This is a genomic window from Mycobacterium sp. ENV421, assembly GCF_002887815.1.
Lineage (GTDB): Bacteria > Actinomycetota > Actinomycetes > Mycobacteriales > Mycobacteriaceae > Mycobacterium.
In genome coordinates this window covers 143,569-155,854 of sequence record NZ_PDHO01000005.1, presented here as the reverse complement: position 1 = coordinate 155,854, position 12,286 = coordinate 143,569, and the positions used below count along the sequence as shown (strand labels likewise).

The window sequence follows — 12,286 nt, the reverse complement described above, 5'->3', positions numbered from 1 at the left end:
CGCCTAAGCCCGCCACCAACAAGTGCCAAAAGTCCCCGCGCCGGGGGCCCTTCCCGAGGCGTGACCGGGTGTGGCGAGTGCCCTAACCGACGAACGCCGAGCCGTCCAGGCGGCGTAGGGCATCGGCCAACGGTCGCCGCGGCGTGGCCGGTAACGGGTCGGCGTTCAGCGGTGACCACCCGACTCGCAGCAATATCTGGGGAAACTGTTCACTGCCGAACACATCCGCCCGTAAGGCCTCTCGGGTATCGGGGACCTCGAGCACCTCCGACACCGCGCACGAGGCCAGACCCTGAACGGTCGCGGTGAGCATGACGACGCTGGCAGCTTCACCAGCACGTAACTGACACGCGATATCGTCGATCACGGTCCCGAAGGCCAGCAGCACACCGTTGTCTTCGGCCGCCGAGGCTTCGTCGGGCTGGTCAAGTGCCGTACCGGAGAAGATCCGGCCAGGCACCGCAGCAGCGCCGTCTATCGGTGGAACGTTATGCGCAGGAACACCTTCCGCCGCGGCATAACGCCCGCTCCATGCCATCAACTCGGCGACGTAACCGGTGTCGTCGATATGCCGGCGCGCCGCCTGCTCCACCAATTCGGCGAATTCGCCTGTCGTTTCGACCCGGCGCATGGTGACGCCGAAGCGCGCCGCACGCGCACCCATCAGCGCGACGTCTCCCATCGCGACCGGCCACGAACTGTAGGTACGCCGGTCGGTTCGCCGCCGGGGAATGGCTGCCGCCATGGCGATATCGGCCTCGCCCGGCGATCCGCGATGCACCTGCACTGACGCCAGGTGATTGGGCTGGTCAGGATTCGGCACCCGATGGACCGAGGCGCGCCAGCCCAGTGCTGCCAGGGCGACGGTGGCGTGGTGCAGGGCGGCCCCGCAGCTGACGATCAGGTCACGGCCGTCGGGGTCGGTGTGCGGGAGGCGCAACTCGCGGCGCGAATAGAGGTTGATGCTGTGCGGGCCGACTCTCCACTCCCAGGGCTGGGTGTTGTGGATCGACGGGGCACGGGCGGCCAAGTCCAAGGCTGCCCGCACGGTGGCGTCGTCAGGGAAATTGGTCGTCATCGCCGCCCACCGCCTTCGGTGCATGATGCTGGTGCACCGACGATGCCGGTCGTGTGCATGGTGAAACAGAGCCGCAAGTCCCCAAAGTTGATGACCGGTGGTGTGCCGGCACGGTCCCGTCGGAGTTGCCCCGATCCACCGGTCTCCCTGCGGATTTCCACCACCGGACCACGAGCTCGACGGGGTGTCGGAGAGGACTAGTGGCCTTTCGACAGGGACTTTCGCCCCTGCGTGAGGCCAGTTTCTGACGATAGCGTCGAATCATCCCGGCAAGTTGACAGGAACCGGCCAATGCCCGAACGAGAGCGTGTCGCGCCGTCTGTGGTCGTGGGCGTGGACGGTTCGCGATGGGCCACCGAGGCGGCCTGTTGGGCCGTCGACGAAGCGGTCCGGCGCGCCATTCCCCTGCGCTTGGTCTATGCCGTCGACTCCGGAGAAGACACCGACGATGCACAACGGATCGCCCGCCAATTCGCTGCGGCCCAAACCGCGGTCCGCTGCACCGCCGCCGCCGTCGAGTCGACCGATAGACCGGTCAAGATCGAGGCAGAGATCGTGCAGCAACATCCCGTGGCGGCGTTGCTCGACGCGTCCAGAGGTGCCGCCATGCTCTGCGTGGGTGCCATCGGGTTGAACCACTTCCGCGACCGGCACATCGGGTCCACCGCGACTGCACTGGCAACAGCAGCGCACTGCCCGGTAGCCGTCGTCAGGGGGCATGACCCGGTGGCCTCGACCCAGCGATGTGTGGCCGTCGAACTGGACGGGTCAACCAGTGACGCGGCCCTGCGCCACGGCTTCGATGAGGCTCGTTCGCGCGGTGCGCCGTTGCGGGTGCTGACGACCTGGCGGTCGCGTTACCCCGACATCCACGATGGCAACGCCGTTGCCGCCGGAAACCGAGATGCCAGGGCGGCGCTGGAGCGTCGCCTGAAATGCTGGCGCGCACGGTATCCCGAGGTGGAGGTCACCACAGTGGCACTGCACGGCAACTCGTTGAGTTACCTGCTCAAGCATGGGGACTCGATCCAGTTGTTGGTCGTGGCCCACGAACGGGGCGAAGGCATCGCAGAACTGCTCGGCGCAGCCGGAAATGCGGTGCTGGCGCAGGCCGATTGCTCGGTATTGGTCTGCGAGCCGCAGAACCTGTTGTAGACCGCGCAAAACACTGATCCCCGATTTCTGGAGGCCGGCATGGTGAAAGTCTTTCTGGTAGATGACCACGAGGTGGTCCGCCGCGGGCTCATCGACCTTCTGAGCGCGGATCCGGATCTGGAAATCGTCGGTGAGGCCGGCTCCGTCGCCCAGGCGATGGCACGGATTCCCGCGGCGAAGCCCGACGTCGCGGTGCTCGATGTGCAGCTGCCCGACGGTAACGGTGTCGAGCTGTGTCGTGACCTGCTGTCCGTGCTCTCCGACCTGCGCTGTTTGATGCTGACCTCGTACACCTCCGACGAGGCCATGTTGGACGCGGTCCTGGCCGGCGCCAGCGGATACGTTGTCAAAGACATCAAGGGTATGCAGTTGGCCCAGGCCGTCAAGGACGTCGGCGCGGGGCGCTCGCTGTTGGACAACCGGGCCGCCGCGGCGCTGATGGCCAAGTTGCGCGGTGCGACAATGAGATCCGATCCGCTGTCCGGCCTGACCGACCAGGAACGGTCGTTACTGACTCTGCTCGGCGAGGGCCTGACCAACAAACAGATCGCTGACCGGATGTTCCTCACCGAGAAGACCATCAAGAACTATGTGTCACGGCTCCTGGCGAAGCTGGGAATGGAGCGACGCACCCAGGCGGCGGTGTTCGTCGCGAAACTGGATCACCCAACCCACGAACACGGCGGCTACTAGCCGAACGGCACATCAGCGGGGCCGGGCTGCCTGCCTCACCAGCAGGACCGAGCAGTCCGGATAGCCCAGGATCGGATGGCAATTGGGCATGCTGAGCGAAGTGAGGGTGTCCGCATCCGAAGCGCCGACGACCGCGAGACCGATCTTCCGTTCATGCGGATCCTCATCGTGGCTGCCCACCCACCCGGTGCCGGCCGATACGATCTCGACGTGAACATCGGGATACCGCCGAATCCAGCTGTCCACCCGCCGATCGATCTGCCGGACGGTGGCGTCGCGCAATCGTCCTTCCTGCATGGCCAGGTGTACGACATCGTCGTTGTCGGGATCATCGGACAGCACCACTGACACCACGCCCCCGACGCGTGCCCGGCCGTCGTCGCCACTGCGGATGATGGCAACCGGACACCGAGCGTGGTCGGCGAGGTGACTCGCGGTTGCGCCGAACAGCCGTCCCTCAGCCACGTGCGGTGGCCGGGCGCCGATACACACCATCGCGGCTCCTTCGGACTCCCGCTCCAGCACCGTGGCGGGTGATCCCACCACCGATGCTGTCTCGACACCGACATCACGATGCGTCTGGTCCACCACATCCTGGGCCTCGACAAGTACTGCGTCCCAATCACACTCACCGCCGGACGCGCCCGGAAGAGCCGTCGGCACGGCATGAACCAGCCGCAACGTCACGCCGCGGCTGACGGCTTCGGGCACCGCCCAGGTGAGCGCGTTCAGAGACCATGGGGAGCCGTCGACCCCTACGACGACGGCACCAGACAGTTCAGCGGCGTGAACGTCCACGGCGGCACCTACGGCCGAAAGGTGATCGCCAGGATGGCGGCGTCTGCCAGCAAGAGTCCCAGCCCCAACAGCGGAACCACGATTCCGTACCTGCGATTCGCGGCGAACGCCGACGCGACGATCGTCAGCAGCGCCACCACAGGCGGCCCGTACGCGAGGATCCCGAACCAGAACTCTCCTGGACCCATGTGTGGGCAGGCCGCCGTGTCGGTACAACGCGCGATGCCCATCACGGCGCCGAAGGCAATGAGCATGACCACGACCGCAGCCGGAATGGTCAGCAGCGCCAGAAACCAGTTGAGCCAGGTCGGAATACCGCGACGGGCATCCGGGGTCGTCCCCTGCGTCGTCTCGATCATCATGAGCCCCTTGCTTTGTGCTGTGCGCCTTGTGGTGTCGTCAGAGCCCGAGGTCACTGCACTGAGCGACCACTGACGTCGGAGCCGGAACCTGGTCGAGATAGCGGTCGACGTCGGCTCTGTCGAATGTCGAGGTGCCCGGTGTCTGAAGCTTCGCCGTCGCGGCGGCGATACCGTAGCGAACCGCGCTCTCGATCCCCCATTCGCGAGACAGTCCGACCACGATGCCGGCGACCATCGCGTCCCCGGCGCCCACACCGCTGACAGTGGGAACGGCAACCGGAGCCAAACGCCGGCACCAATCCCCCGTGACGAGTAAGGCACCGTCGGCGCCCAAGGAGACCACGATCACCTCGGCGACGCCTCGATCGATCAGATGCCGGGCCGCAGCTATCTGCTCACCCTCGGTGGCCAGCGGGCTGCCGACGCACTCCCGTAGTTCTCGCACACTGGGTTTCAGCAGGAACACACCCGAAGTGATGTGCTCGAGACCTCCACCCGAGGTGTCGAGGACAAGCCGGACCTGCCGCGTGCGGCAGATGTCGGCGATCCGTTGATAGAAGTCGGCGGGAACGCCGGGCGGAAGGCTGCCGCTCGCGACCACGAAAGCGGCGCCGGTCGCACTGGCGTCGATCACCTCGAGGCAGCGCTGCTGCTCGTCGGTGGTCAGCACCGGTCCGGGCAACACGAACCGGTACTGCCTGCCCGTAGAGCGTTCGTTGACCGTGAAGCTCTCCCGGGTGTCGCCACGCAGTGCGATGAACGTGTTGGGCACGATGGCGTCGTCGAGGAGCTCGACCAGGCGCGCTCCTATCGGGCCGCCCGCCGTGAGCACGGCGGAGACGGGAGCACCCAACGCCCGCGCGAACCGGGCGACATTGAGTCCGCCGCCGCCGGCATCGTAACGATCTGCGCAACAACGGACTTTGTCGGTCGGTCCCACGCGTTCGGCGTCGACGGTGATGTCGAGGGCGGGATTCAACGTCACCGTGACGATCACGGGGGCGCTCACAGGCCGGTCGGGTAGGTCTCGGGTGTCTGCGCCGCGACCCAGACACTGTTGAGCTCCAACGGTTCCAGTGCCGTTGTTCGGTCGATGTGAATGATCGCGTCGAACTGTTCGCCCGGCCGCACGTGGTAGTAGTGACTCTGCCGTTCGGTGGCGGGTTGATAGATCACCCCGATCGCCCGGCCGAGGCGCACCGTGTCCAGTGGGCCGGCCGCTTCCCGACTGATGAGCGGCGACACCAGGAACTCCGGTCGGTCGACCTCGTGCAGCAGTTCCTCGACACTGCCGTTGAGCGCGGGGCGAACCACCTTCCGCTCGGCCAGGGCGCCCCATTCACTCGCGGCGGTCACCGTGCCCGAGTAGGTGGTGAATCCGATCAGCAGCGCCTGCTCGCCGTACCCCTCCCGTACCAGCTGCCCCAGGGTCAGCTGCCCGTCGGCGCCCACCTCTGTTGCCCGGGCGTCACCGACATGGGAGTTGTGGGCCCACACCACGATTCGGGCCGGCTCACCATTGCGTTGATGCAGATGCGCGCGCAACGCTCTCAACGTCTGGAACATGTGCTGGTCGCGCAGATTCCACGACGACACCCGGCTCCCGAACATCGAGCGGTAGTAGACCTCCGCGTTGCGAACGGTCTGTGCATTCTGCTGCGCATAAAACAGTTCGTCTTCGGCGAGAAGTCCGTCGCGGCGCGCGTACTGCAGCCCCGTGCGCTGCAGTTCGACCAATTGCTCGACAACCTCCGCCTCACAGGACATCCCCGCACCGAACGCGGCGGCGTACCCGTATGCCTGACCGTCGTCTCCGCCGGCATGATCGAAGCAGGCGTAGCGCTCTCGCGCCCGCTGCGCCGCGACCGGGTCGACGTTGTCCAGGTAGTCGATCACCTCCTGCATCGAGCGATGCAGACTGTAGAGATCCAGTCCGTAAAAGCCGGCTTCGCGCCGGCCGTCGTTGCGGCACTGGGTGTTGTGGGCATGCAGCCAGGCCGTGAAGTCCCGGACGGTGGTGTTGCGCCACATCCAGGCGGGAAATCGCTCGAACCCCTTCAACGCACTCTCGGCCGTGTGGTCGTCGCCGCGGCCGCGGACATACCGGTTGACCCGGTAGGCGTCTGGCCAGTCGGCTTCAACCGCCACCGCGCAGAAGCCCTTCTCCTCGATCAGCCATTTGGTGATTTCGGCGCGCGCTTCGTAGAACTCGCGGGTGCCGTGGGAGCTCTCCCCGATCAGCACCACCCGCGCATCACCGACCATCTCCTCCAGCGCTTCCCGCGGCGGCACGCCCGAGGGGGCGCCGACCGCGCAGCGGCCGATCACCTCAGCGGGAGTTTCCGCGATGCGCAACCGCGCGGTGCCGATGCCGGTGGTCGGAGTGGCCAGCAGATCCCGCACCTCGGTGTCACTGACCTGCTCGAAGTTCCAGAACGACTCGCCGACCGCCAAGAACGGGGTGGGCATCGACGCACAGACGAGATCGTCCACCAGAGAGGCGAATTCGCGGCAGGTCGATTGCGGCGCCGCTGGAACGGCGACCACGATCTCGGCGGGTTCCATCTCCCGCAAGGCCTGGACGGCGGCGAGCATGCTCGCCCCGGTGGCCAGGCCGTCGTCGACGAGGATCACCGTCTTGCCCGTCACGTTCAGCGGTGGACGTCCGCCACGGTAGGCGCCTTCGCGCCGAGCGAGTTCGCGGGCTTCCCGCTCGGTGGCGTCGCGCAATTCCTGCGGTGTCACCCGCAACGCACGGATGACGTCGTCGTTGACCACCACCCGCCCGCCCGACGCCAGCGCACCCATCGCGAATTCGGTGTGGCCAGGTGCGCCGAGCTTGCGCACGATGAAGGCATCCAGCGGAGCGCCAAGTGCGGCCGCAACCTCCCAGGCCACCGGCACGCCGCCGCGAGCCAGCCCGAGCACCACAATGCCGCCCCGGCCGCGGTAGCCGTCCAACAGGTGGGCCAGAACCCGACCGGCTTCTCGCCGATCCCGGAAGACACGTCGCGGATGTTGCGGCGGTGTCGTGGGCGCGGTGGTCATGATCTGCTCCGTTCGTCCTGTGGCCGATACCGAAGGTTCAGCCGCGAAATTCGAGCACGTCCGACAGCGGCCGGCGTGGCGTGGCAGGGGGTGACGGCGCGATCACCGGCGCCAGCCCGATGCGGATCAGCAGTTGCGGATCGTCCTCGGTGCCGGTGAGCGCACGGACCACGTCTCGGCTGGCCGCCAACTCCGTCATGTGGGTCAGCGTGCAGGTGGCCAAGCCCGCCAGGGTTGCCTCGAGCAGCACATCGGAGAGCACCTCGCCACAGTCCAGGGCGTCGCGGCGCGAATCACCGAACGTGGTGAGCACCAGGATCGTTGAGCGGTCCTGATCGACCTCTGGACGCCGGTCGGCGTGCTCGGCCGCCGGAAATACCCGGGCGACATCGACCCGATCACGCTCGGTGACCGACACCAGGCTGCTGTGCGGTACACCGTCAGATACCTCGTACGGGGCTGTCCACCAGGCCAATTCAGCGTGATACGAGGCGTCGTAGCGGCGCAGCGACTCGGTCAGCCGCGAGGCCTGGGCCAACTGCGGACGCACCGACTCAGGCAGCACCCGAATCGCCACGCGGTCGGTATCGATCGTGGCTCGCAGCACCGACTCGAAGGACGTCCAGTCCGGCGGCGGCGCCAACGGCAGCCGGTCGGTGCGGCGGGCCAGGATCGCGTCCGCGCGACTGCGGACAGCGTCGGTGACGAACTCCAACGGACTGAAATCGATGGTCGCCAGGTGCTCGGGTTCGTTCGGATTGGGAAACCGCGCGATGATCGCCTGCCAGCCTGCGGCGGCGACGGCCACCCGCAGATGATCGAGCACGGCGCCGCAACTGATGACGGCCTCCCGGCCGGACCGGTCCGTGGCGTGCGGCACCCGGTCGGCGTCGAGAAAGAGTTTCAGCGAAGGCCCTTGCGCGACCCACCGCCACGGTTGGCTGTTGTGCACCGAGGGCGCCCGGCACGCCAACTCCACCGCGTTCGCGATCACCTGGGGATCGAGCGTCGACATGACCATCGGCAATCACCGCCTTCTGTCTGCGACAACCCTATGTCCGTTCGGCGCGCGCGCCAGGGGCCGGAAGTCATCTGGCTGGGGACCTAGCTTGAAGGCCTTTGTGCTCTGCGGGGAGGGACCTTGCACCCACACGCAGTGGCCCGAGTACCGCTGTGTTCGCCGGGGCCGGGAGGCGAGGATGACAGTATGGGATGGCACCCGCGGATCGCTGAAACCCACACTGGAATGGTGTTCTTGATCGGAGACCGGGCCTACAAGATCAAGAAGCCCGTCGTCAACGATTTCCTCGACTTCTCCACCCTCGAGCAGCGCGAACACGCCTGCGCCAGCGAGGTGGCGCTCAACCGCCGCCTGGCACCCGACAGCTACCTCGGCGTCGCACACTTCACCGCCCCGGGCGCGGACCCCGAACCCGTCATAGTCATGCGCCGCCATCCCGACGACCGGCGCCTGGCGACCATGGTGCGCCGCGGAGAACCGGTCGAGGATCAGCTCGCGGCGGTCGCGCTGGTGCTCTCGCGATTCCATGCCGCGGCTCCTCGCGGACGTGACGTGGACGCCCAGGGCCGGGTGGACGCGATCGCCGCACGTTGGCAGGAGAACCTGGTCGAGCTGCAGCGGTACGCCCAGAACGGCGAGGTTGGCGTCGACTCGGATGCGGTCGCTGAAATAGCAAGACTCTCACATCAATTCATAGCCGGGCGCGCAGTGCTGTTCGCCCGGCGACTCGGCGACCACAAGATCGTCGACGGCCACGCCGACCTGCGCGCCGACGACATCTTCTGCTTGCCGGAAGGACCGGCACTGCTGGACTGCCTGGAGTTCGACGACCACCTGCGTTATGTCGACGTCATCGACGACGCCGCATTCCTGGCGATGGATCTGGAATTCCTGGACCGGGCGGATCTGGCCACCCTGTTTCTTCGGCGCTACCGAGAGCTGTCCGGCGACGACGCGCCGGACTCACTGTGCCACTTCTACATTGCCTACCGGGCGGTCGTTCGCGCCAAGGTCGACTGCATCCGCCACACCCAGCAGGATGGGGGCGCCGCCGACGACGCGCGCCGCCATCTGGAGATCGCCCTGGACCATCTGCGTGCCGCGGCGGTCCGGCTGATCCTGGTGGGCGGTGGCCCCGGCACCGGCAAGACCACCCTGTCGCAGTCGTTGGCAAAAGAGATCGGCGCTCAGATGATCTCGACGGACGATGTACGCGCCGACATGGTCCGGCGTGGCGAGATCGCCGGCGTACCAGGGGTGCTCGACGACGGCCTGTACAGCCGCGAGAACGTCGACGCTGTCTACGACAGTGTGCTCCGCCAAGCTCACCTGAAGCTGTGCGAGGGCCGCAGCGTGGTACTCGACGGCACCTGGCTCGACCACCGCCACCGCCAACTGGCCCGGCGGATGGCCGCCGACAGCGGCGCGGTGGAGATCGAGTTCGCGTGCACCGCCCCGCTGGATGCCACCGTCACCCGAGTCAGCGAGCGCACCCAGACCACGTCGCAGGTGACACCCGAGATCGCCGTCGCCATCGCCGATCGCGGCGACGACGCCTGGACGGACGCACATCGCGTCGACACCACCGGCCCACAGGCCCACTCCGTGGCCCGGGCCAAGGAGATCTGCGTACTCGCCGTTTAGTCTGCCCGGCAGAACAATTGGACGTTTCCACGATGTTCAGCCACCGCGACGAGCAGCGTCAGCGCGGTTCCCCACCGTGCAGGACCGCCAGTCGCTGGCGGTATTCCGCATCGTCGATCTCGCCGCGCACCAACCGGGCGGCCAGAAGCTGTTACGGCGAAGCGCTGTAGGCCGGGTATGATCCACGCTGCGCCGGGACGAGGCGTGTTCGGTGTTGGTTCGGTAAAGAATGTCTCAAGACCCCAACCCGGCTCGGCGGCACGGCACGATGAAGACATGGACCTCAGATCGCAGGCAGCCTCGCACAACGCTGACCCGGGTTATCGCGCCCTGGTGGTGGACGACGAGAAGCCGCTGGCCGAGGTGGTAGCCAGTTATCTGGAACGCGAGCATTTCGAGGTGACGGTGTGTCTGTCCGGGCTCGAGGCGCTGGACGTGGCACGGCAGGTCGATCCAGATGTGGTGGTACTCGACCTCGGCCTGCCGGGCATCGACGGCCTCGAAGTGTGCCGCCAGCTGCGGATGTTCTCCGACGCATACGTGGTGATGCTGACCGCCCGCGACACCGAAGTCGACACCATCGTCGGACTGTCGGTCGGAGCCGACGACTACGTGACCAAGCCGTTCAGCCCCCGGGAACTGGTCGCCAGGATCCGGGCGATGCTGCGCCGCCCGCGCTCGGTGGCAGTGCCTGCCGTACCCGCCGGCGAACCGCATACCGAATCGCCGCCGCGGGTGTTCGGTCCGCTCTCCATTGACGTTGCCAGTCGTCAGGTGTTCGTCGACGCACAGCCGATCTCGTTGACCCGCACCGAGTTCGACATATTGGCCGCGCTATCCTCCCGGCCCGGTGTGGTCTGGACCCGTCGGCACCTCATCGACGAGGTCTGGGGTGAACCGTGGGTGGGTAACGACCACCTCGTCGACGTCCATGTCGGGCACGTACGGCGCAAACTCGGCGACAACCCCGCCGAACCGAAGTTCGTGTTGACCGTGCGGGGCGTGGGCTACCGGATGGGAACCGGGCAGTGACCGTCCTCAGGCGTCCTCGACCAGAGTCAGGGCCAATCGCGGACATCGGGCAACGGCACGACGCGCGTACTTCACCACCGGCCCGGGCACGGCTGGTTCCCAGGAATTGTCGCGGCTGCGCGGATAGCCCCAATCGTCGCGGCTCAGCAGCTGTGGCAGCAGTTCGCTGCACAGCCCGCGCCCGTCGCAGCGTGTCCAATCGATATGCAGCCGCAACGTAGTCGCCTGCCTCGCGTTCTCCGTCATCTCCGCCCACCCGAATTCTCCGCCGGCCAGCCGCCGAGCGTGTGCACGATCCCGTCGCTGTCCACCAGCCGAGCGGGTAACCGCTGTGCCCGGATCCAGTCGACGGCACGCCAGCCGCGGATCACCGCCGCGGTGCTCACCGTGTTGGCCGCCAGACAGCTTGCAGCGACGACGCTGACCGTGCGCCACACCGGCTCCGCCGGCCACCCGGACCGCGGGTCCACGATGTGGTGCATCGCCCGCTTGCCATGCCGCCATCGGCGACGCAGCGTGCTCGACGTGGCCAATGCCACGCCCGGCGACAACGCGACCATCGCCGCCGGTTGGTCGTCGCCGTCGCAGACCAGCACCTGCCACCCTTCGTCGGGAGCATCACCGGCTGTCGCGATGTCGCCGCCCAGATTCACCAGCACGCCCGCGCCGGTGATCCGGTGCGCCTGTGCCGCGCAGCGATCAGCGGCGACCGCCTTGGCCGTTGACCCCAGGTCGAGTACCACCCCAAGCGGCACCGCGACCATTCGACCGTCGAGGCTGACCATCGACCAGTCAGCCGACTGACTGACCGACATCGCCAGCGGCGCAGACGAATCCACGTCAGCGATGTCACGGTTGTAGCCGAGATCGATCAGGCGAGCGCCGATCGTCGGATCGATGTCGCCATCGGTCTGCTGTGCCGCCAGCAGCGCGGCGCCGAGCAGTTCGGCGAGTAGTTCACTGACCTTCGTCGGCCGACCAGACCGCGTGAGGGCGTTGATCTCCGAATCCGGGTTGAATCGTGAGGCCGCAGCGTCGATGGCGTCGAGTTCCGCGTCCACCGCGCACCGCGCGGCGGCCAGGGCATCGGGGTCCGTGACGATGATCTGCATATCCATCGTCCAACGCTGCCAATGGCTTTCCGCGGTCGCCATACCCCTGCGCGCAGCCGACGTCTCGGCTACCGCACCTGATGCAGCCACGCCGCGAGGTAACGCAGAACCGGGTGAGTCCATGACTGCATGCTCACAGCCGGTTTTTTGAAACCTCGAAGAATTGGGCCGGCACCGCACGCGGTGGGGCCCGTGTCCGGCGGGGCTGACAATAATCTGAGCGATGGGCGTGAGTTGTCTGGCAAATCCGCAGCGAATATGCTTGGGAATCTGCGTCTTTGGCACGATCTGGCAGCTTCGGATGCCCCGCCACCGGTGCCGGTCGGATGTTCTTTGTGGGCTC

The 12,286-nt window shown here is 67.0% G+C and carries 12 protein-coding genes; 4 read left to right on the top strand and 8 right to left on the bottom strand.

Annotation, left to right across the window (positions count from 1 at the left end; translation table 11 throughout):
- Positions 1-82: 82 nt before the first annotated feature.
- Positions 83-1,078, bottom strand: a complete 996-nt coding sequence (locus CRM90_RS08845) for an Acg family FMN-binding oxidoreductase (RefSeq protein WP_102806618.1) — start codon at positions 1,076-1,078, stop codon at positions 83-85.
- 333 nt (positions 1,079-1,411) lie between these two features.
- On the opposite strand from CRM90_RS08845, the gene CRM90_RS08840 reads away from it, so the two are divergent.
- Both CRM90_RS08840 and dosR read left to right on the top strand, forming a co-directional pair.
- Positions 1,412-2,233 carry a universal stress protein gene (locus CRM90_RS08840; RefSeq protein WP_353616976.1) on the top strand — a complete coding sequence of 274 codons (822 nt, stop codon included), beginning with the start codon at positions 1,412-1,414 and terminating at the stop codon, positions 2,231-2,233.
- A 39-nt stretch (positions 2,234-2,272) separates the two neighbouring features.
- A complete protein-coding gene (gene dosR / locus CRM90_RS08835; protein WP_036338467.1) occupies positions 2,273-2,926 on the top strand; it encodes a hypoxia response regulator transcription factor DosR/DevR in 654 nt (217 codons plus the stop codon).
- Positions 2,927-2,938: 12 nt separating this feature from the next.
- On the opposite strand, the gene CRM90_RS08830 is transcribed toward dosR, so the two are convergent.
- Genes CRM90_RS08830 through CRM90_RS08810 form a run of 5 tightly spaced genes read right to left on the bottom strand, consistent with a single transcriptional unit; the run spans position 2,939 to position 8,161 of the window.
- Positions 2,939-3,724, bottom strand: a complete 786-nt coding sequence (locus CRM90_RS08830; protein ID WP_233209232.1) for a universal stress protein — start codon at positions 3,722-3,724, stop codon at positions 2,939-2,941.
- An 8-nt stretch (positions 3,725-3,732) separates the two neighbouring features.
- The gene (locus tag CRM90_RS08825) at positions 3,733-4,083 is read right to left on the bottom strand and encodes a hypothetical protein (protein ID WP_233209231.1); all 351 of its coding nucleotides are present in this window, start codon (positions 4,081-4,083) and stop codon (positions 3,733-3,735) included.
- Positions 4,084-4,123: 40 nt separating this feature from the next.
- Complete coding sequence (locus CRM90_RS08820; RefSeq protein WP_102806615.1) at positions 4,124-5,095, bottom strand: 1-phosphofructokinase family hexose kinase; 972 nt, start codon at positions 5,093-5,095, stop codon at positions 4,124-4,126.
- Positions 5,092-7,134, bottom strand: coding sequence for an erythromycin esterase family protein (locus CRM90_RS08815; protein WP_102806614.1), 2,043 nt, complete (start codon positions 7,132-7,134; stop codon positions 5,092-5,094). Before CRM90_RS08815 ends, CRM90_RS08820 begins: the two co-directional genes overlap by 4 nt.
- Positions 7,135-7,171: 37 nt before the next feature.
- The gene (locus tag CRM90_RS08810; protein ID WP_502693249.1) at positions 7,172-8,161 is read right to left on the bottom strand and encodes an Acg family FMN-binding oxidoreductase; all 990 of its coding nucleotides are present in this window, start codon (positions 8,159-8,161) and stop codon (positions 7,172-7,174) included.
- A 219-nt stretch (positions 8,162-8,380) separates the two neighbouring features.
- On the opposite strand from CRM90_RS08810, the gene CRM90_RS08805 reads away from it, so the two are divergent.
- Both CRM90_RS08805 and CRM90_RS08800 read left to right on the top strand, forming a co-directional pair.
- Positions 8,381-9,799 (top strand): bifunctional aminoglycoside phosphotransferase/ATP-binding protein, encoded by a 1,419-nt coding sequence (locus CRM90_RS08805; protein WP_233209230.1) that lies wholly within the window; start codon positions 8,381-8,383, stop codon positions 9,797-9,799.
- A 276-nt stretch (positions 9,800-10,075) separates the two neighbouring features.
- A complete protein-coding gene (locus CRM90_RS08800; RefSeq protein ID WP_102806611.1) occupies positions 10,076-10,831 on the top strand; it encodes a response regulator in 756 nt (251 codons plus the stop codon).
- A 6-nt stretch (positions 10,832-10,837) separates the two neighbouring features.
- On the opposite strand, the gene CRM90_RS08795 is transcribed toward CRM90_RS08800, so the two are convergent.
- Together CRM90_RS08795 and CRM90_RS08790 are read right to left on the bottom strand one after the other, a co-directional pair.
- Positions 10,838-11,077 (bottom strand): ferredoxin, encoded by a 240-nt coding sequence (locus tag CRM90_RS08795; protein ID WP_102806610.1) that lies wholly within the window; start codon positions 11,075-11,077, stop codon positions 10,838-10,840.
- Entirely contained in the window at positions 11,074-11,949 is an 876-nt protein-coding gene (locus CRM90_RS08790) for an FAD:protein FMN transferase (RefSeq protein ID WP_102806609.1), read from the bottom strand. Before CRM90_RS08790 ends, CRM90_RS08795 begins: the two co-directional genes overlap by 4 nt.
- Positions 11,950-12,286 lie beyond the last annotated feature (337 nt).

Coding starts and splice junctions, on each gene's coding strand:
- CRM90_RS08845 (WP_102806618.1), bottom strand. CDS start 1,078: ATGACGACCAATTTCCCTGACGACGCCACCGTGCGGGCAGCCTTGGAC.
- dosR (WP_036338467.1), top strand. CDS start 2,273: ATGGTGAAAGTCTTTCTGGTAGATGACCACGAGGTGGTCCGCCGCGGG.
- CRM90_RS08825 (WP_233209231.1), bottom strand. CDS start 4,083: ATGATCGAGACGACGCAGGGGACGACCCCGGATGCCCGTCGCGGTATT.
- CRM90_RS08815 (WP_102806614.1), bottom strand. CDS start 7,134: ATGACCACCGCGCCCACGACACCGCCGCAACATCCGCGACGTGTCTTC.
- CRM90_RS08805 (WP_233209230.1), top strand. CDS start 8,381: ATGGTGTTCTTGATCGGAGACCGGGCCTACAAGATCAAGAAGCCCGTC.
- CRM90_RS08800 (WP_102806611.1), top strand. CDS start 10,076: ATGGACCTCAGATCGCAGGCAGCCTCGCACAACGCTGACCCGGGTTAT.
- CRM90_RS08795 (WP_102806610.1), bottom strand. CDS start 11,077: ATGACGGAGAACGCGAGGCAGGCGACTACGTTGCGGCTGCATATCGAT.
- CRM90_RS08790 (WP_102806609.1), bottom strand. CDS start 11,949: ATGGATATGCAGATCATCGTCACGGACCCCGATGCCCTGGCCGCCGCG.